Source organism: Duffyella sp. Ts4, assembly GCF_051851875.1.
Lineage (GTDB): Bacteria > Pseudomonadota > Gammaproteobacteria > Enterobacterales > Enterobacteriaceae > Duffyella > Duffyella gerundensis.
The window spans coordinates 83,177-101,810 of the sequence record NZ_JBLYPN010000004.1; the positions used below are offsets into that span (position 1 = coordinate 83,177).

General features: G+C 54.5%; 18 protein-coding genes. 16 read left to right on the forward strand and 2 right to left on the reverse strand.

Features of this window, described 5'->3' with window-relative positions:
• Positions 1-78 precede the first annotated feature (78 nt).
• Entirely contained in the window at positions 79-705 is a 627-nt protein-coding gene (locus ACJY2L_RS08100) for a DUF1007 family protein (RefSeq protein WP_067432913.1), read from the forward strand.
• A complete protein-coding gene (locus ACJY2L_RS08105) occupies positions 696-1,676 on the forward strand; it encodes a nickel/cobalt transporter (RefSeq protein WP_439212601.1) in 981 nt (326 codons plus the stop codon). Before ACJY2L_RS08100 ends, ACJY2L_RS08105 begins: the two co-directional genes overlap by 10 nt.
• Before the next feature lie 47 nt (positions 1,677-1,723).
• On the opposite strand, the gene suhB is transcribed toward ACJY2L_RS08105, so the two are convergent.
• Entirely contained in the window at positions 1,724-2,527 is an 804-nt protein-coding gene (suhB, locus tag ACJY2L_RS08110; protein ID WP_067432908.1) for an inositol-1-monophosphatase, read from the reverse strand.
• A 118-nt stretch (positions 2,528-2,645) separates the two neighbouring features.
• Here suhB and trmJ point away from each other — a divergent pair, with 118 nt between their 5' ends.
• The 5 genes from trmJ (at position 2,646) to sseB (ending at position 7,583) form a co-directional block, all read left to right on the forward strand.
• Positions 2,646-3,374, forward strand: a complete 729-nt coding sequence (gene trmJ, locus ACJY2L_RS08115; RefSeq protein ID WP_067432905.1) for a tRNA (cytosine(32)/uridine(32)-2'-O)-methyltransferase TrmJ — start codon at positions 2,646-2,648, stop codon at positions 3,372-3,374.
• A 162-nt stretch (positions 3,375-3,536) separates the two neighbouring features.
• Positions 3,537-4,031 carry a Fe-S cluster assembly transcriptional regulator IscR gene (gene iscR, locus ACJY2L_RS08120; protein ID WP_067432902.1) on the forward strand — a complete coding sequence of 165 codons (495 nt, stop codon included), beginning with the start codon at positions 3,537-3,539 and terminating at the stop codon, positions 4,029-4,031.
• Between the two features lie 87 nt (positions 4,032-4,118).
• On the forward strand, positions 4,119-5,315 hold the full coding sequence (locus tag ACJY2L_RS08125) for an IscS subfamily cysteine desulfurase (RefSeq protein WP_439212600.1): 1,197 nt from the start codon (positions 4,119-4,121) through the stop codon (positions 5,313-5,315).
• Between the two features lie 167 nt (positions 5,316-5,482).
• Positions 5,483-6,766 (forward strand): aminopeptidase PepB, encoded by a 1,284-nt coding sequence (gene pepB / locus ACJY2L_RS08130; RefSeq protein ID WP_067432890.1) that lies wholly within the window; start codon positions 5,483-5,485, stop codon positions 6,764-6,766.
• A 40-nt stretch (positions 6,767-6,806) separates the two neighbouring features.
• A complete protein-coding gene (gene sseB, locus ACJY2L_RS08135; protein ID WP_209501553.1) occupies positions 6,807-7,583 on the forward strand; it encodes an enhanced serine sensitivity protein SseB in 777 nt (258 codons plus the stop codon).
• Positions 7,584-7,616: 33 nt separating this feature from the next.
• Here the strand turns inward: sseB and sseA are convergent, their stop codons facing one another.
• The gene (gene sseA, locus ACJY2L_RS08140) at positions 7,617-8,462 is read right to left on the reverse strand and encodes a 3-mercaptopyruvate sulfurtransferase (protein ID WP_067432884.1); all 846 of its coding nucleotides are present in this window, start codon (positions 8,460-8,462) and stop codon (positions 7,617-7,619) included.
• A gap of 314 nt (positions 8,463-8,776) precedes the next feature.
• On the opposite strand from sseA, the gene ndk reads away from it, so the two are divergent.
• The 9 genes from ndk to der all read left to right on the forward strand — a co-directional run bounded on the left by ndk (position 8,777) and on the right by der (position 18,519).
• Positions 8,777-9,208: a nucleoside-diphosphate kinase gene (gene ndk / locus ACJY2L_RS08145; RefSeq protein ID WP_067432881.1), complete on the forward strand. Its 432-nt coding sequence runs from the start codon at positions 8,777-8,779 to the stop codon at positions 9,206-9,208.
• A gap of 181 nt (positions 9,209-9,389) precedes the next feature.
• Positions 9,390-10,559: a bifunctional tRNA (adenosine(37)-C2)-methyltransferase TrmG/ribosomal RNA large subunit methyltransferase RlmN gene (locus ACJY2L_RS08150; RefSeq protein WP_439212599.1), complete on the forward strand. Its 1,170-nt coding sequence runs from the start codon at positions 9,390-9,392 to the stop codon at positions 10,557-10,559.
• A 92-nt stretch (positions 10,560-10,651) separates the two neighbouring features.
• On the forward strand, positions 10,652-11,386 hold the full coding sequence (gene pilW / locus ACJY2L_RS08155) for a type IV pilus biogenesis/stability protein PilW (protein WP_439212598.1): 735 nt from the start codon (positions 10,652-10,654) through the stop codon (positions 11,384-11,386).
• Positions 11,376-12,365: a cytoskeleton protein RodZ gene (gene rodZ / locus ACJY2L_RS08160; protein ID WP_439212597.1), complete on the forward strand. Its 990-nt coding sequence runs from the start codon at positions 11,376-11,378 to the stop codon at positions 12,363-12,365. The genes pilW and rodZ overlap by 11 nt, the downstream gene beginning before the upstream one ends.
• Before the next feature lie 41 nt (positions 12,366-12,406).
• Positions 12,407-13,528, forward strand: coding sequence for a flavodoxin-dependent (E)-4-hydroxy-3-methylbut-2-enyl-diphosphate synthase (gene ispG, locus ACJY2L_RS08165; protein WP_067432869.1), 1,122 nt, complete (start codon positions 12,407-12,409; stop codon positions 13,526-13,528).
• A gap of 135 nt (positions 13,529-13,663) precedes the next feature.
• Positions 13,664-14,938, forward strand: coding sequence for a histidine--tRNA ligase (gene hisS / locus ACJY2L_RS08170; RefSeq protein WP_187485581.1), 1,275 nt, complete (start codon positions 13,664-13,666; stop codon positions 14,936-14,938).
• 42 nt (positions 14,939-14,980) lie between these two features.
• A complete protein-coding gene (locus tag ACJY2L_RS08175) occupies positions 14,981-15,598 on the forward strand; it encodes a YfgM family protein (RefSeq protein ID WP_067432863.1) in 618 nt (205 codons plus the stop codon).
• Positions 15,599-15,617: 19 nt separating this feature from the next.
• Positions 15,618-16,799 carry an outer membrane protein assembly factor BamB gene (gene bamB, locus ACJY2L_RS08180; protein ID WP_067432861.1) on the forward strand — a complete coding sequence of 394 codons (1,182 nt, stop codon included), beginning with the start codon at positions 15,618-15,620 and terminating at the stop codon, positions 16,797-16,799.
• Between the two features lie 226 nt (positions 16,800-17,025).
• Positions 17,026-18,519: a ribosome biogenesis GTPase Der gene (der, locus tag ACJY2L_RS08185; protein ID WP_439212596.1), complete on the forward strand. Its 1,494-nt coding sequence runs from the start codon at positions 17,026-17,028 to the stop codon at positions 18,517-18,519.
• The last annotated feature ends 115 nt before the right edge of the window (positions 18,520-18,634 follow it).

The following is an 18,634-nucleotide window of genomic DNA, read 5'->3' on the forward strand; positions in this document are numbered from 1 at the left end:
CAGAGCTTCGGGTGATGTCACAGATATTTACTGAAGAATAGATACATAAAAAATGGATTGTTATATTGTAACGTTACTATGCATAAATACTTCTTTTGTCTGCTGGCACTGCTCTCACCTTCTGCGTGGTCGCATCCGCACAGCTTTATCTCGATAAAAACCAGTCTGGTGACCGAAGGCGATTCGCTCACCGGCTTAAAAATGATCTGGACCATGGATGAAATTACCTCTGCCGATCTGCTTTATGATGCCGGCAAGGCCAAACCCGGTTCCGAAGTGTGGAAAAAGCTGGCGGCTGAGGTAATGGCCAACGTGCTCGGTCAGCACTATTTCACCGAATTTTGGCAGCAAAAGCAGGCGGTTAAATTTAAAAATTTGCCGCCTGAATATCATCTTTCCCGCGCCGGACCGAAAGCGGTGTTGGAATTTGTCCTGCCGCTGGCGCATCCACAGCCGCTGCGTAAGGCGACCTATCGCATTCTGACCTTCGATCCCACCTACTTTGTCGATATGTTCTACGACAATGCTCAGGCGCTGACCCTGCCAGAATCGTTGAAAGCGCAGTGCCAGCTCAGCCTGCACACACCAAAGCCAGATGCTTCGATGCAGGCTTACGCGTTGTCACTGGATAAAGCAGATGCACCCCCGCAGGAGATGGACTTAGGCCGACAGTTTGCGCAAACGGTAACCCTGACATGTCATTGATTTCCCATCCCGCACCGTCGCGTGTGCGCTGGCCGTGGCTGATGTTTGCCGCGGGTTTTATTGGCCTGGCGCTGCTCTGCTGGCATTACTGGCCACAGCTGCTGTTGCAAAGCGTAATCTGGCAAAAGCAGCTGCATCAGCAGATGACCGCCTTGCTGCAACAAGCTGCGGCGCATCCCTCGCAGGCGGGCGGTGCGCTGCTTGGATTCAGTTTTATTTACGGCGTGCTACATGCAGCCGGGCCGGGGCACGGCAAAGTAGTGATTGCGACTTTTCTGGCAACCCATCCGACGCAGTTAAAAACCAGCATTCGGCTGACCTTGCTGGCTGCATTGATGCAGGGATTGATGGCGATTGCGCTGGTGACGTTGCTGTTAGTGGTGCTGCAACTGTCGTCGCGGCAGCTGCATCTCAGCAGTTACTGGCTGGAAAAAAGCAGCTTTTTACTCGTGGCGTTGCTGGGCGTCTGGCTCTGCTGGCGCAACGGCAAAACCCTTTGGCGTGTGTTAAAGCCACGGCCACGTATTTTGCAGCTGCATGCCATCGATCACGCTCATCATGCCAACTGTGGTTGCGGCCATCAGCACGTGCCCGACAGTCAGAAGCTGGCATCGGTGGTTGGCTGGAAAACCGAACTGCTGCTGGTGTTATCGATGGGATTTCGTCCCTGTTCCGGGGCACTGATGATGTTACTGTTCGCTAAGGTGATGGGCGTCTATTACTGGGGGGTGTTGTCCGCGCTGGTGATGGCAGCAGGCACGGCGCTGACCGTCACGGCGATGGCGCTGCTGGTACAGAGCGCCCGCGCGCTGGCAGTGAAGATCAATCGTCAGCCTGCGCGACTTGCCGGCATCGGCCTGCCGCTGCTCGCCCTGAGCGGTGGCCTGCTGTTGGTACTGGCGGGTTGCCTGCTCTGGTTCAGTGCAGAACCGGCGCTATCCGGAGGCCTGAGGCCGTTGTTTCAGCGATAAAAAAAGGCGGAGCATTATGCTCCGCCTTTTTTATGATGCCAGAGATCTTAGCGCTTCAGCGCTTCACTCAGTTCATCGCGCATATTTGCCAGCAGCGCTTTTACGACGCGCGGGTTACCGGCAACGATGTTACCGGACGCAAGATAACCGTGGCCGCCAACAAAGTCAGTGACCAGACCGCCAGCTTCACGCACCAGCAGTTCACCTGCCGCAAAATCCCATGGCTTCAGACCAATCTCAAAATAGCCATCAACGCGGCCAGCGGCAACGTAGGCTAAATCGAGTGCGGCAGAGCCGGTGCGACGGAAGTCAGCACATTGGGTAAATAGCTTGCCAACGATATTGATGAACGGCGTGGCGTGCTGTTTGCTCTTGAACGGGAAGCCGGTCGCCAGGATGGTGCCATCCAGATCGCGAGCGGTGCTGCCACGCAAACGGTAGCCGTTGAGCTGAGCGCCCTGGCCGCGTGAAGAGGTAAAGAGTTCATTGCGCATTGGGTCATAAACCACAGCGACTTCGGTGCGGCCTTTGATGCGCACAGCGATAGAAACAGAGAAGTGGGGCAGACGTTTGATGAAGTTAGTGGTGCCATCCAGTGGATCGATAACCCATTGAACATCCTGATCTTCGCCTGGCAACTCACCGCTTTCTTCGGTGATGATGGTGTGCTGCGGATAAGATTTACGAATCACCTCAATAATCAGGCGTTCAGCGTCGCGGTCAACATTGGTGACGAAGTCATTACTGCCTTTTTGGCTGGCTTCGACAGCGTCCGGAGTTTCGTAATTCTTGGCGATTAAATTGCCGGCCTTGCGCGCAGCGCGCACGGCGATGTTGAGCATCGGATGCATCGGTATCTCTCACTGGATGTTAAAGAACGGGAAAACGGCGCGAAGTATAGCAGCGAGTTCGGGCAAAGTCCTGCTTTTATGTTAGCATTGAGCAATTATATTCCTGACCGTGACTGCTATGCTGCAAAATATACGTATTGTACTGGTTGAAACTTCTCACACCGGCAACATGGGTTCCGTTGCCCGCGCAATGAAAACCATGGGGCTGACGAACCTTTATCTGGTTAATCCGCTGGTCAAGCCTGACTCACAGGCGATCTCTCTGGCGGCGGGCGCCAGCGATGTCATTGGCGATGCAAAAATTGTCGACACGCTGGATGAAGCGATCGCGGGCTGTAGCCTGGTGGTCGGCACCAGTGCGCGTTCGCGCTCGCTGCCGTGGCCAATGCTGGATGCCCGTGAATGCGGCGTGAAAAGCGTTGAAGAGGGCGAACAGGCGCCGGTGGCGCTGGTATTTGGTCGCGAGCGCGTTGGCCTGACCAATGATGAACTGCAAAAGTGTCATTATCATGTCGCGATTCAGGCTAATCCGGAATATAGCTCGCTGAACCTGGCGATGGCCGTACAGATTATCGCCTACGAAGTGCGCATGGCGTGGCTGCAATCGCAGCAGCAGGAGCGTCCGCAGTATGGCGAATCACCGTATCCATTAGTGGACGATCTGGAGCGCTTCTATCAGCACATGGAAAAAATGATGCTGACCAGCGGTTTTATTCGCGAAGGCAATCCTGGACAGGTGATGAGCAAGCTGCGTCGTCTGTTTACGCGTGCGCGTCCTGAACGTGATGAACTGAATATTCTGCGCGGCATGCTGGCCTCATTTGAGAAAAAAACCGGCGATAAATAAGGCGAAAAAACGCGCATAATAGTTGACTGTTTTACCAGGTTAAATAGTTGAGTGTTTTACCAGGGTAAATAGTTGACCAAAACACTCGGGAATGTCAGACTTGCGACCATCTGTTAACTGTTACCCTTCTGATATCCGGAAGATGACTGAGGTTGCTAAGCCATGAGACTGACTTCCAAAGGCCGCTACGCTGTTACCGCTATGCTCGATGTCGCCCTGCATTCCAACGATGGCCCTGTGCCGTTAGCGGACATTTCAGAACGGCAGGGCATTTCGCTGTCGTATCTCGAGCAGCTGTTTTCGCGCCTGCGTAAAAACGGCCTGGTGGCCAGCGTACGGGGACCGGGTGGCGGTTATCTGTTGGGCAAAGAAGCCGCAGCTATCTCAGTGGGTGAAGTGATTACCGCTGTCGATGAGTCGGTTGATGCCACCAAATGTCAGGGTAAAGAAGGATGTCAGGGCGGTGAGCGCTGCTTAACGCACGTCCTGTGGCGCGATTTGAGCGAACGCATCAGTGATTTCCTTAATAACATCAATCTCGCTGAGTTGGTGAATAACAAGGAGATCCTCGACGTTGCCGATCGTCAGGATCATGAAAACCGCCGCTTCCAGAACAGCCGTGTTCAGGAGACGATCAACGTCAACCTGCGCGCCTGATTCACCCTGACCCTCTTCCTCTCTGCCGTTTGCGCAGGGAGGAATAATATGAAGCACCTTATGCGTGCTTGACGGAGTTCAGGAGCAATGAAACTACCCATCTATTTCGATTACGCGGCGACTACGCCGGTCGATCCTCGTGTTGCTGAAAAAATGATGCAGTGCCTGACGCTTGACGGAACCTTTGGTAATCCCGCGTCTCGCTCGCATCGTTATGGCTGGCAGGCAGAAGAGGCGGTTGATGTCGCCCGCAATCAGGTGGCCGATCTTATCGGAGCAGACCCGCGCGAAATCGTGTTCACCTCAGGGGCGACCGAAGCCAATAATCTGGCGATCAAAGGCGCAGCCAGCTTTTATCAAAGCAAGGGCCGGCATATTATTACCAGCCTGACCGAGCATAAAGCGGTGCTGGATACCTGTGAACAGCTGGAGCGTGAAGGTTTCAGCGTAACCTGGCTGACGCCGCAGCCCAATGGGTTGATCGATCTGCAACAGTTGGCCGCTGCCTTCCGCGACGACACGGTGCTGGTCTCGATCATGCACGTTAACAATGAAAGCGGTGTGATTCAGGACATCGCCGCAATAGGCGAAATGTGTCGAGCGCGCGGCGTGCTTTATCATGTTGACGCCACGCAGAGCGTGGGGAAATTGCCGATCGACCTCACTGCGCTGCCGGTAGATTTGATGTCCTTTTCCGCTCACAAAGTCTACGGTCCGAAAGGTATTGGCGCGCTTTATGTGCGTCGCCAGCCGCGTATTCGCCTCGACGCCCAGATTCACGGCGGTGGCCATGAGCGCGGTATGCGTTCCGGCACGCTGCCGGTGCATCAGATCGTTGGCATGGGTGAAGCATATCGCATCGCCAGAGAGACAATGCCGGAAGAGATGGCACGGCTGCGTACACTGCGCGACAGGCTGTGGCAGGGGCTGAGCCAGCTGGAAGCGGTAACGCTTAATGGCGATCTGCAGCACAGCGCTGCCACGGTGCTTAACGTCAGTTTTGGTTATGTTGACGGTGAATCGCTGATCATGGCGCTGAAAGATCTGGCGGTGTCGTCTGGCTCAGCCTGCACCTCGGCCAGCCTTGAACCCTCTTATGTGCTGCGTGCGATGGGGCTGAATGAGGAGCTGGCGCACAGCTCAATCCGTTTTTCTCTGGGTCGTTACAGCAGTGAAGAAGAGATCGATTACGCGATTGCGCTGATTGCGAAATCACTGACGCGTCTGCGTGCGCACTCACCGCAGTGGCAGGCGTGGAAGGCAGGTGAGATCGTCACGCGTTAAGTCATTTTTCGGTGTGCTTAAAAGCCAGCGGTTCTTTACGGAACGCTGGCTTTTTTGATCGCCGTCAGGAAAACCAGAGGTTAATGGTTTGTGTTAATCTGGATAATTAGGCTGTGCAGGCGCAACATAGCGCAGTAAAAAATATCCATGCAACAAGGAGTCATGCGATGACAACAACAATGCCTGTAACGCTGTCAACAGCGGCGGCAGATGCACGCTGGGGCGAAAAAGCCATTCTCAGCAGTAACGATCAGGGAATGACCATCCATATTAGCGGCCACGATGCTGCGGCGACCATTCAGCGCGCCGCGCGCCGTCTTGATGGTCAGGGTATCCGCCATGTCACCCTGAGTGGCGATGAGTGGGATATGGAAAAATGCTGGTCATTCTGGCAGGGCTATCGCGGTGCGAAAGGGGAGCGTCAGGTTAACTGGCCAACCTTCAACGAGCAGGATCAGGCGGAGTTCAGCCGTCGGTTAACCATCATTGACTGGGTACGCAACACCATTAACCTGCCGGCAGAAGAGCTGGGGCCGGAGCAGCTGGCGCAGCGTGCGGTTGACGTAATCCGCGAACAGGGCGGCGATGCGGTAAGCTACCGGATTACCAAAGGCGACGATCTGCGTACGCAGGGCTATATGGGCCTGCACACCGTAGGCCGTGGATCTTCCCGCCAGCCGGTGCTGCTGGCGGTGGATTACAATCCAACTGGCAACGACGACGAACCGGTTTACGCCTGTCTGGTCGGCAAAGGCATCACCTTTGATACCGGCGGTTACAGCCTGAAGCAGAGCGCATTCATGGATTCCATGAAATCGGATATGGGCGGAGCAGCCACGGTCACCGGTGCACTAGCGCTGGCGATTTCGCGTGGTCTGGATAAGCGCGTGAAGCTCTATCTGTGCTGTGCGGACAACATGGTCAGCGGCAACGCCTTCAAGCTGGGCGACATTATTCGCTATCGCAACGGCAAAAGCGTCGAAGTGATGAACACCGATGCGGAAGGACGCCTGGTGCTGGCTGATGGCCTGATCGACGCCAGCGAACAGCATCCACAGCTGCTGATCGATGCGGCAACGTTAACCGGTGCGGCTAAAACGGCGCTGGGCAATGATTATCATGCACTGTTTACCTTCGACGACGTGCTGGCACAGTCGGTCATGGGCAGCGCGGCCAGTGAAAACGAGCCTTTCTGGCGTCTGCCGCTGGCAGAGTTTCATCGCAGCCATTTGCCTTCGAATTTTGCCGATCTGAACAACATCGCCAGTCCGGCGCATGCGGCAGGAGCGAGTAGCGCAGCAGCATTTCTCTCTTACTTTGTTGAGAATTATCAGCAGGGCTGGCTGCATATCGACTGCTCGGCAACCTACCGCAAAGGCGCGGTGGATCAGTGGGCAGCTGGCGCAACCGGCCTTGGCGTGCGCACCATTGCTAACCTGCTGTTGAAGTAACTTTCAGGCGGCTGCGGCCGCTTTATTATTGGATATCACTATGACGCAAAGCACCAATCGTCTGGAAGAGGTCTTAGCGCTGGCAGCAACGGAACCGGCTCATCGGCCGGAGTTTTTCCAGCTGCTGCTGGCGGCGGATGCCTGGCTGCCGGGTGAAAGTACTCAGGCAGAGATGAGCGCAGATACGCCGGTTGATTTACAAAAGTGGGAAAAAGAAGATGGCACGCTGGTGGTGCCCTTTTTTACCTCTGAGCAGGCGATGCAGCAGGCCATTAGCGGTGAACAGGCTTGGGTAAGAATGCCAGTGCGCACGCTGTTTGAAATCACGCAGGGTGAAACGCTGTTTCTCAATCCGAAACTGCCTACCGGCAAAGAGTTTTCGCCACGGGAAATTACCCATCTGTTGGATAAAGAGGGCAGTGCGCTGAGTCAGCAGACGGTGCTGGAAGGGGGCGTTTCTCTGTTGCTGTCTGAGATTGCAGAGCCGCCGGCGCAGATGATTGACTCGCTGACCCAGTTGTTCAGCAAGCATAAACCGGTACGCCGTGCCTGGCTGGCGCAGATCAAAGAAGAGGCTAACCAGCCAGCGAACTTGCTGATCGGTATTGAAGCGGAAAGCGATATTGATAATATCATTCAGGCAGCAGGCAGTGTCGCAACCGATACGCTGCTGGAAGATGAACCGGTAGACATTTGTGAAGTGAAAGAGGGTGAGCGGGGCGTTAGCCACTTTTTTAACGCGCACATCACCCCTTTCTACGAGCGGCGCTGGGGCAGTTTCCTGCGTGATTTTAAAGGCAGTGAGCGTATTCTGTAAAAAAAGGGAAGCACTGCGCTTCCCTTTTTATCATCAATCGGTGGCGATCGGCAGATCGTCGCGGCTTCCCCATTCGCCCCATGAACCGTCATACAACGTGACATCTTTCACGCCCAGAGTTTGCAACGCGAGAATGACCACCACCGCGGTGACGCCGGATCCGCAGCTGGCGACTATCGGACGCGTCAAATCAACCCCAGCCTCGGCAAACAGGGCACGCAGCTCATGTTCTGCTTTCAGCTCGCCTTCACTCACCAGCGAATTCCACGGTACGTTAAGGCTGCCGGGAATGTGTCCGCGATGCAGTCCGGGCCGCGGTTCATCCACTTCGGCATGAAAGCGATTTGCAGCGCGGGCATCGACTAACTGTGCGCTACCTTCATGACTGATCAACAGCACGTCGGTGACACGCTTCACCGGATCCTGTAGCCAGCTGGCAGTAAATTCCGCTTCCGGTAAGGTCACTGGTCCACTGACCAACGGCAGACCCGCTTTTTTCCACGCCTGTAAACCGCCGGCGAGGATAGAGACCTGCGCCACGCCAAAACAGCGCAGCATCCACCAGGCGCGCGGTGCAGAAAAGAGGTTGCCCTCATCGTACACCACTAAATGGCGGTCGCTGCTGATGCCGAGTTCACGCATGGCAACGGCAAAGCTCTCAGCGCGCGGCATCATGTGCGGATAGGGACTGGTATGATCGGAAAGCGCTTCAACGTTGAAAAAGGGTGCATCTGGCAGATGCTCAGCCAGGTATTCAGCGTTCACGTCGCGCGTTTTTTCCAGCCCCGGCGGCAGCATGCGGGCGTCAAGGATCTGCACGTCGCCATTGTGTTGATGTTCTGCCAGCCAGTCAGCTGTTACGAAAAAAGAGGAACTCATTGCGGCCTCATTGTCAGTCGGGTGTGAAAAGAGTGTCGGCGATTCTACCGCGTTGCTCAACTGAAATTCGTGCGTGCCAACCAGCGGGGCGACCCAGGCTGGATAAGGCGGCTTTCAGATTTCGCCCCACTTCTCCCTGCGCAGCCCATGCTGTAGAGTTTGTCAGCCAGCATGGCGCTACGGTGATCGACTTTTTTGAATTAATTCAGGAATTACGGTAGGCATCGGCGGTTAACGCCCCTATAATCGGCGCCATTTTCGGCCGGACACGCCCTTTTAACCGGCTCAACCCGCAAGATCAGACAGAGGTCAACATGACTACAGAACGTACTTTTTCTATTATTAAGCCTAACGCGGTTGCTAAAAACGTTATCGGTGCCATTTTCAATCGTTTTGAAAGCGCTGGCTTCAAAATCGTTGGCAGCAAAATGCTGCACCTGAGCAAAGAGCAGGCGGAAGGTTTTTATGCGGAACATCAGGGCAAACCCTTCTTTGACGGTCTGGTTGAATTCATGACCTCAGGCCCGGTAGTGGTTTCTGTGCTGGAAGGCGAAAATGCCGTTCAGCGTCATCGTGATCTGATGGGCGCAACCAACCCAGCTAACGCGCTGGCAGGTACTCTGCGTGCTGATTACGCTGATAGCTTCACTGAAAACGCGACTCACGGTTCAGACTCTGCTGAGTCTGCAGCCCGCGAAATCGCCTATTTCTTCGGCGAAGGCGAAATCTGCCCACGTACCCGTTAATTCTGCGGATAACGTTAAGCGACGTTTACAAATTAATTAACGCTAAAGCGTCGGCTGACGTGGCATAGCAGTAAAGATGTTTGTACAATCATGCGCCTCCGGTGAGTATGCCTCGCCGGAGGCGCTTTTTTTCCTTTCACATACCGAGCCATAACGTGTAATAACGAGGCCAGAGAATATTATGTCTGAACACATTGTGACGCCTGCGTCCGCTTCCCCCGTGGTTGTTTCTCCTAAACGCGAAAAAATTAACCTGCTCGATTTAAACCGTCAGCAGATGCGCGAGTTTTTCCTTTCTCTGGGAGAGAAACCGTTCCGTGCCGATCAGGTGATGAAATGGATCTATCACTATTGCTGCGACGATATCGATCAGATGACCGATATCAACAAAGTGCTGCGCGGCAAACTGAAGGATCTCACCGAAATCCGTGCGCCTGAAGTGGCGGAAGAGTGGCGGTCGACGGATGGCACAATCAAATGGGCAATTCGCGTCGGCGATCAGCTGGTTGAAACGGTGTATATCCCCGAAGCCGATCGCGCGACCCTGTGCGTTTCCTCACAGGTAGGTTGTGCGCTGGAGTGTAAGTTTTGCTCAACGGCGCAGCAGGGTTTTAACCGTAACCTGCGCGTATCCGAAATCATCGGCCAGGTGTGGCGTGCGGCAAAAATCATTGGTGCGGCAAAAATCACTGGCCAGCGTCCTATCACCAACGTGGTGATGATGGGCATGGGCGAACCGCTGCTTAACCTGAATAACGTTGTTCCAGCGATGGAAATCATGCTGGATGACTTTGGCTTTGGCCTGTCGAAACGTCGCGTTACCTTGTCAACGTCTGGTGTTGTGCCAGCGCTGGACAAGCTGGGCGATATGATCGATGTCGCGCTGGCGATCTCTCTTCATGCACCAAACGATGCCATTCGCGATGACATTGTGCCGATCAACAAAAAGTACAATATCGCCACTTTCCTTGCGGCGGTAGAACGTTATATCGCTAAATCCAACGCCAATCAGGGGCGTGTGACCATCGAATACGTCATGCTGGATCATGTAAATGACAGCACTGATGATGCGCATCAGCTGGCGGAGCTGCTGAAAAACACACCGTGCAAAATCAACCTGATTCCATGGAACCCCTTCCCGGGCGCGCCTTATGGCCGTAGCTCGAACAGCCGTATCGATCGTTTTTCCAAAGTGCTGATGGATTACGGTTTCACTACTATTGTGCGTAAAACGCGTGGCGACGATATCGATGCTGCATGCGGTCAGTTAGCAGGCGAGGTGATCGATCGGACGAAACGCACCCTGCGTCGCAAGATGGCCGGTGAAGCGATATCTGTGAAGGCCCTCTGAAAACCATTTTTTAAGCCGCCGATGCCCAGTGGTTTGCTATAGCTTTTATTGGACCGACGCTAGCATAACGCCTTCATGATCAGGGAGGCGTTATGCATAAAGGACGATTACTCTTTTTGTTGTGGCTATGCTTAGTTGTAAGCGGCTGTGTCCAGAATCAGCATCGGGATGCCGCACAGGCTCGGCTGCAACTGGGACTGGCGTGGCTGGAAATGGCTGATTATGCTGCTGCCGAACGCAACCTGTTGCGGGCACAGGCGGCATCACCGGCTGATTTCCGTGTCCAGTTGGCACTGGCCCGTTTACGGCAGGCGCAAGGCGACCTTGCACAGGCGCGTCATCATTATCAGCAGGCGCGTAACGTTGCGCCAAACGAAGGTCACGTGCTTAACAATTACGGTGCGTTTCTCTGCGGTTTAGGGCAGTATGATGAAGCGCATCAACAGTTTATTCGGGCACGGAAGCTCAATCAGCCAGGCATAAACGCTGACAGTCTGGCTTTGGCGGGTTTTTGCGATCTGCAAAGGGACAAGCTGGACCAGGCAAAACAGCAGTTAACCGCAGCGCTTGATGCCGACAGGCAAAAAAGCGTACCGATGCTGGCCGAAGCCGAAAGGCGATTTGGAAAGCGAGAGTGGGGTAAAACCCGGCTTTTGTTAGATATATATCAACGCAGCCTGCCTGCTTCTGCAGAAAGCCTGTGGTTAGAGATTCGTTTCGCCGCGCTGCATGGCGACATCCTTAACGTGACACGTTATGGTGACCAGCTGGCGCGAAATTTTCCACAATCGATACAGCACCAGCATTTTTTAGCTAATGAATACTGAAGCCACTCAAGAAAAATCAGCAGTAAATTCCACCGGTGAGCGCCTGCGCCTCGCCCGTGAACATATGGGCCTGAGCCAGCAGAATGTTGCTGAACGCCTTTGTCTGAAACTCATCACCGTGCGTGATATTGAGGAAGACAAATCTCCGCCCGATCTGGCCTCCACGTTTTTACGTGGCTACATCCGCTCTTATGCGCGTCTGGTTCATGTCCCAGAGGAAGAGCTTTTGCCAATGATGGCGAAGCAGACGCCAATTCGCGCTGCCAAAGTTGAGCCAATGCAGAGCTTTTCGCTGGGCAAAAGGCGGAAAAAACGCGACGGCTGGTTGATGATTTTCACCTGGCTGGTCCTGTTTGTGGTGGTCGGATTGACCGGCGCCTGGTGGTGGCAGAATCACAAAGCTGCTCAGGACGATCTGGTCTCTTTGTCCGATCAAAACAGCGCATCAGGTGATAACAGTCAGTCAATTCCGCTGACCGATGAGAGCAGCAGTGAAGAGACACCGGCACCAACGCCACCTGATGAAAACAGCGAAGGTGCCGCGCAAACCGGCGCCAATGCTGCGGCTGGCACGGCTACTGATGCGGCGACCAACGCTGCGCCAGCAACCAGCGTACCGTTGAACAACAGCAGCGCAACAGCGCCATCCAATCAGGCTGCGGTGAGTCCTTCCGCACCTGAAAATGGCGCACTGCCTACCAACACCGCTGGCGTAAGTTCGCCAGCGGTTGATCCCAACGCAATGGTGCTGAACTTTTCCGCCGACTGCTGGCTGGAAGTGACCGACTCTGCGGGTAAAAAACTGTTCAGCGGAATGCAACGTAGTGGTGGTAAACTCAGCCTTGCCGGCACCGCGCCTTACCGTGTAAAAATCGGCGCGCCGAGTGCCGTACAGATTCAATATCAGGGTCAACCCGTAGATTTGAGCCGTTTTATCCGTAATAACCAGGTTGCCCGCCTGACGATTGGCGCACAATAACGCCATCTCTGCGTCCCCGGGCAATTGTGGAGAGAGAGACAATGCATAACGAAGCACCCATTATCCGTCGCAAATCAAAACGTATTTACGTCGGCAAGGTGCCGGTGGGCGACGGCGCGCCGATTGCCGTTCAGTCCATGACCAACACCCGCACAACTGATGTTGCCGCCACGGTAGCGCAGATCAAAGCGCTGGAACGCGTTGGCGTTGATATCGTCCGCATCTCTGTTCCAACTATGGATGCCGCCGAAGCGTTTAAACTCATCAAACAGCAGGTCGATGTCCCGCTGGTGGCCGATATTCATTTTGACTATCGTATCGCCCTGAAAGTCGCGGAATATGGCGTCGACTGCCTGCGCATTAACCCAGGCAACATTGGTAACAACGAGCGTATTCGTCAGGTGGTTGACTGCGCGCGTCATTACAACATTCCTATTCGCATCGGCGTCAACGCCGGATCGCTGGAAAAAGATCTGCAGGAAAAGTATGGCGAGCCTACGCCACAGGCCCTGCTGGAATCGGCCATGCGCCACGTTGATCACCTTGATCGTCTTAATTTCGATCAGTTCAAGGTCAGCGTCAAAGCTTCTGATGTCTTCCTCGCCGTAGAATCCTATCGCCTGCTGGCGAAGCAAATTGAGCAACCGCTGCATCTCGGCATTACCGAAGCGGGCGGCGCGCGTGCGGGATCGGTCAAATCAGCGATCGGTCTGGGTCTGCTGCTGGCTGAAGGCATCGGCGATACGCTGCGCATCTCGCTGGCTGCCGATCCGGTGGAGGAGGTGAAGGTAGGCTTTGATATTCTTAAATCACTGCGCATCCGTTCACGCGGCATCAACTTTATTGCCTGCCCAACCTGCTCACGTCAGGAGTTTGATGTCATCGGCACGGTCAACGCGCTGGAACAGCGGCTGGAAGATATCATCACGCCGATGGATGTCTCGATCATCGGTTGTGTGGTGAACGGACCGGGCGAAGCGCTGATTTCCACGCTGGGCGTCACCGGCAGCAATAAGAAAAGCGGTTTTTATGAAGATGGCGTTCGCCAGCGCGAGCGTCTTGATAACCTCGATATGATCGATCAGCTGGAAGCACGTATTCGCGCCAAAGCCGCAATGCTTGATGAGAATCGTCGCATTGATGTGCAGCTGCTGGAAAAGTAAGCCTGCTTCCACGATCAACCTGGGCGTCAACGCCGTGATTAAGGTAAGATGCCCGGGTTTTTTATTTCCTGTTTAACCGCGTTTGCGCGTTAATCAGCAGGCACTCCGCCTGCACAATAATTTGAGAGAGAACCCGTGGCGAAGAATATTCAGGCCATTCGCGGCATGAACGATTATCTGCCTGCCGATACCGTGGTATGGCAGCGCATCGAAGGTATCCTGAAACAGGTGCTGGCCAGTTATGGTTACAGCGAAATCCGGTTACCTCTGGTGGAACAGACGCCGCTTTTCAAGCGCGCTATCGGCGAAGTCACCGATGTCGTTGAAAAAGAGATGTATACCTTTGACGATCGTAATGGCGAAAGCCTGACCCTGCGCCCGGAAGGCACCGCTGGCTGTGTGCGTGCCGGTGTGGAACACGGCCTGCTTTATAATCAGGAGCAGCGCCTGTGGTACATGGGGCCGATGTTCCGTTACGAGCGCCCGCAAAAAGGCCGCTATCGTCAGTTTCATCAGATGGGCGTTGAGGTTTTCGGCCTGCAAGGGCCAGATATTGATGCCGAACTGATCATGATGACCGCCCGCTGGTGGAAAGCGTTGGGCATCGCCGATCACGTCTCTCTCGAACTCAACTCTATCGGCTCACTTGAGGCGCGAGCAGCCTATCGTGATGCGCTGGTCGCCTTCCTTGAGCAACATAAAGATGTGCTTGATGACGACTGTAAGCGCCGCATGTACAGCAACCCTTTACGCGTGCTCGACAGCAAAAATCCTGATGTGCAAACGCTGCTTAACGATGCGCCGACGCTGGCCGATCATCTTGATGACGACTCGCGTACGCATTTCCAAGGCCTGTGCGCCTTGCTTGACGATGCCGGTATCGCTTACACCATTAACCAGCGCCTGGTGCGTGGGCTCGATTACTACAATCGCACCGTGTTTGAATGGGTGACTACCAGCCTGGGTTCACAAGGCACCGTGTGTGGCGGTGGCCGCTATGATGGCCTGGTTGAACAGCTTGGCGGGCGGGCGACGCCAGCCGTTGGTTTTGCGATGGGTATGGAACGTCTGGTGCTGTTGGTTCAGGCGGTGAATCCGGAATTTGAACCGACCCGCATTGTTGATGTCTATGTTATCGCTTCAGGGCAGGGCGTGCAGTCAGCCGCCATGCAGCTGGCTGAAAAACTGCGTGATGCAGCGCCTCAGTTAAAGCTGATGACTAACTTCGGCGGCGGCAATTTCAAAAAACAGTTTGCTCGTGCCGATAAGTGGGGCGCGCGTGTGGCCCTGGTGCTGGGCGAAGATGAAGTGGCAGCCAATCAGGTTGTGGTGAAGGATCTGCGCAACGGCGAGCAGCAAACGCTGGCGCAAAGCGAGTTGGCCACGACGCTGCAGGCCTTACTGGCCTAAGCACAGCGCGGCACCATCACTCAGTGTAAGGAGAAGGATTGCGTGGAAGTCTATAACAACGAAAACGAACAGGTTGATGCGCTGCGTCGTTTTTTTGCCAACAACGGTAAAGCGTTGGCGGTTGGCGTGATTATTGGCATTGGCGCGCTGGCAGGATGGCGCTACTGGACAGGCCATCAGGTCAGCAACAGCGCAGAGATTTCAGCAAACTACCAGAAAGTGACGCAGGCTATGCAGGGCGACCGCCCGCAGACGCTGGAAGCGGTGGCGAAGTTTGCCAGCGAGAATAACAACACTTATGGTGCTCTGGCGGCGCTGGATCTGGCAAAACAGTATGTCGATCAGCAGCAGCTTGATCAGGCAGCTACCCAGTTACAAACCGGCCTGAAAGCGACAAAAGATGAGAATCTGCAGGCGGTGCTGAATTTACGTCTGGCCCGCGTGCAACTACAGCAGAAACAGGCTGAGGCAGCGCTGAAGACCCTTGATGCGGTCAAAGGCGAAGGCTGGAGTGCAATCATTGCAGATATTCGTGGTGAAGCGCTGCTGAGCAAAGGCGACAAGCAGGGCGCGCGTGACGCCTGGAGCAAGGGCATTGCATCGGATGCGTCTCCGGCGTTGAAGCAAATGATGCAGATGAAAATGAATAACTTAGGTTAAGCCATTCAAGAGAGAGCGCATGGAATTACGTAAATACCTGCTGCCCGGACTGATTTCAGTCACCTTACTCAGCGGCTGTTCGCTGTTTAGCGGCGAAGAAGATGTAGTAAAAATGGCCCCGTTGCCAACAGTAGAAAACCAGTTTAATCCGCAGGAAGCGTGGAGCACATCCGTTGGTGATGGCATCGGCGATTTCTACTCAAATCTGCATCCCGCCTGGCAGGATGGCACCGTTTATGCTGCCGATCGTTTTGGCGTGGTAAAGGCGCTTGATGCCAGCAATGGCGAAGAGAAGTGGAAGGTCGATCTCTCTGAGAAAACCGGCTTCTTCTCGAAAAATCATTCTGCCTTACTGTCTGGTGGAATCACCGCAGCAGGTTCACTGCTCTACATTGGCAGTGAGCGCGGCGTGATTTATGCCCTGAACAGCGCGGATGGTTCAATCAACTGGCAAACCAACGTGGCGGGCGAAGCACTGTCCCGCCCGGTAGTCAGTGATGGCCTGGTGCTGGTGCATACCAGCAATGGCATGCTGCAGGGTCTGGATCAGAACAGCGGTGCGGTGAAATGGTCGGTTAACCTTGATATGCCTGCGCTTTCACTGCGCGGTGAATCAGCACCAGCCGTGGCCTTTGGTGGCGCCATCGTGGGTGGAGATAACGGTCGCGTTAGCGCGGTTATTCTTAACCAGGGCCAGCTGATTTGGCAGCAGCGTATTTCCCAGCCGAGCGGCGCGACAGAAATTGATCGCCTGAGCGACGTGGATACTACGCCAGTAATCGTTAATGGCGTGGTTTACGCGCTGGCCTATAACGGTAACCTGACGGCGCTGGATCTGCGTTCCGGCCAGATTCTGTGGAAGCGTGAGATCGGCGGCGTTAAAGATTTGATCGTTGATGCAGGCCGCATTTACCTGATCGATCAGGACGATCGCGTGATCGCCCTGAATGCGGATGGTGGCGTAGCTATCTGGCGTCAAAGCGATCTGCTGCACCGTAACCTGACCTCACCTGTACTGTTTAACGGTTATCTGGTGGTCGGCGACAGCGAAGGTTACCTGCACTGGCTGAATACCACTGATGGCCGTTTTGTGGCTCAGCAGAAGGTTGACAGCTCCGGCTTCCAGAGCGAGCCAGTAGTAGCCAGCGACAAACTGGTTATTCAGTCAAAAGACGGCGAAGTTTACGCGATTACGCGCTAACGTCCGACACGGTTTGGCTTTGTTAACGGCTCCTGATTATCAGGGGCCGTTTCGTTTTTCATCCGGCGTGTTATCCTTAGCGCCTTCAGCCTGAACCAAACCCCTTTCAGGGGCATTATTCCTGCCGATGCTTGCGTTTATCAGTGCCAGATGGCCTGCAACACAGGCACGAAAAGGTATAATTACCGCATTCAGGCAATTAAATTTTAAGTAATGAGGCATTGTTATGGTACCTGTGGTCGCGCTGGTTGGGCGTCCCAACGTGGGAAAATCCACCCTGTTTAACCGTCTTACGCATACGCGAGATGCGCTGGTAGCGGATTTTCCTGGTCTGACACGCGATCGCAAATATGGACGTGCTGAAGTTGAAGGGCGCGACTATATCGTGATCGATACCGGGGGTCTTGACGGCAACGAAGAGGGCGTGGAAACCCGTATGGCGGAGCAGTCGCTATTGGCGATTGAAGAAGCTGATGTGGTGTTGTTTATGGTTGATGCGCGCGCGGGCCTGATGCCTGCGGACAAAGCGATCGCCAAACACCTGCGTTCCCGTCAGAAGGCAACCCTGGTGGTCGCCAACAAAACTGATGGTTTGGATGCGGACGCCGCTATTCTCGATTTCTATTCGCTGGGTCTGGGTGATATCCATTCGATCGCCGCATCACATGGTCGAGGCGTTACCAGCCTGATGGAAACCGTGCTGCTGCCGTGGATCGACAAGGTTGAACCGAAAGAGCTGACCGAAGAGGAAGAGAACGCCGCCTACTGGGCCGATCTGGAAGAGAAAGAGATCGAAGCGGTTGCCAGAGCGGAAGAAGAAGAGGAAGCGTTCGATCCAACCGGTTTGCCAATCAAGCTGGCTATCGTTGGGCGTCCTAACGTCGGTAAATCAACGCTCACTAACCGTATTCTGGGTGAAGATCGCGTTGTGGTCTATGACATGCCGGGCACCACGCGTGACAGCATCTATATTCCGATGGAACGTGACGGCCGCGAGTATATCCTTATCGATACCGCGGGCGTGCGCAAGCGCGGCAAGATCACCGATACCGTCGAAAAGTTCTCGGTAATCAAAACGCTGCAGGCGATCGAAGACGCTAACGTCGTGCTGTTGGTGATCGATGCGCGTGAAGGCATCTCCGATCAGGATCTCTCGTTACTGGGCTTTATTCTCAACAGCGGTCGCTCGCTGGTGATTGTGGTCAACAAATGGGATGGCCTGAGCCAGGAAATCCGCGATGAAGTGAAAGAGACGCTGGATCATCGTCTGGGCTTTATCGATTTTGCCCGCATTCACTTTATCTCTGCCCTGCACGGCAGCGGCGTGGGCAATCTGTTTGAGTCGGTAACCGAAGCCTACGATTGCTCCACCAAACGTATCAACACCTCCATGTTGACGCGCATCATGACCATGGCGGAAGAAGATCATCAGCCCCCGCTGGTGCGTGGACGTCGCGTGAAGCTGAAATATGCCCATGCCGGTGGCTACAATCCGCCTATCGTGGTTATCCATGGCAATCAGGTGAAGGATCTGCCCGATTCCTACAAGCGTTACCTGATGAACTATTTCCGCCGCTCGCTGAACGTAATGGGTACGCCGATTCGTATTCAGTTCAAAGAAGGCGAAAACCCGTTTGCGGGTAAACGTAACCTGCTGACGCCAACGCAGCAGCGTAAACGTAAGCGTCTGCTGTCGCATCTGAAAAAGAACAAAAAGTAACAATCAGGGTCCCGCGGGGCCCTGTTTTTTTATCTGCTGCTTAATTAATCCCCTCGCTCATCCGCCTTACTCAGCTGACTCCACTAAAAGCCTGGCTTTATTTTGTAGCCAAAAT

Coding starts and splice junctions, on each gene's coding strand:
- suhB (WP_067432908.1), bottom strand. CDS start 2,527: ATGCATCCGATGCTCAACATCGCCGTGCGCGCTGCGCGCAAGGCCGGC.
- ACJY2L_RS08105 (WP_439212601.1), top strand. CDS start 696: ATGTCATTGATTTCCCATCCCGCACCGTCGCGTGTGCGCTGGCCGTGG.
- ispG (WP_067432869.1), top strand. CDS start 12,407: ATGCATAACGAAGCACCCATTATCCGTCGCAAATCAAAACGTATTTAC.
- ACJY2L_RS08125 (WP_439212600.1), top strand. CDS start 4,119: ATGAAACTACCCATCTATTTCGATTACGCGGCGACTACGCCGGTCGAT.
- pepB (WP_067432890.1), top strand. CDS start 5,483: ATGACAACAACAATGCCTGTAACGCTGTCAACAGCGGCGGCAGATGCA.
- pilW (WP_439212598.1), top strand. CDS start 10,652: ATGCATAAAGGACGATTACTCTTTTTGTTGTGGCTATGCTTAGTTGTA.
- bamB (WP_067432861.1), top strand. CDS start 15,618: ATGGAATTACGTAAATACCTGCTGCCCGGACTGATTTCAGTCACCTTA.
- ndk (WP_067432881.1), top strand. CDS start 8,777: ATGACTACAGAACGTACTTTTTCTATTATTAAGCCTAACGCGGTTGCT.
- sseB (WP_209501553.1), top strand. CDS start 6,807: ATGACGCAAAGCACCAATCGTCTGGAAGAGGTCTTAGCGCTGGCAGCA.
- iscR (WP_067432902.1), top strand. CDS start 3,537: ATGAGACTGACTTCCAAAGGCCGCTACGCTGTTACCGCTATGCTCGAT.
- ACJY2L_RS08100 (WP_067432913.1), top strand. CDS start 79: ATGCATAAATACTTCTTTTGTCTGCTGGCACTGCTCTCACCTTCTGCG.
- rodZ (WP_439212597.1), top strand. CDS start 11,376: ATGAATACTGAAGCCACTCAAGAAAAATCAGCAGTAAATTCCACCGGT.
- trmJ (WP_067432905.1), top strand. CDS start 2,646: ATGCTGCAAAATATACGTATTGTACTGGTTGAAACTTCTCACACCGGC.
- der (WP_439212596.1), top strand. CDS start 17,026: ATGGTACCTGTGGTCGCGCTGGTTGGGCGTCCCAACGTGGGAAAATCC.
- sseA (WP_067432884.1), bottom strand. CDS start 8,462: ATGAGTTCCTCTTTTTTCGTAACAGCTGACTGGCTGGCAGAACATCAA.
- ACJY2L_RS08150 (WP_439212599.1), top strand. CDS start 9,390: ATGTCTGAACACATTGTGACGCCTGCGTCCGCTTCCCCCGTGGTTGTT.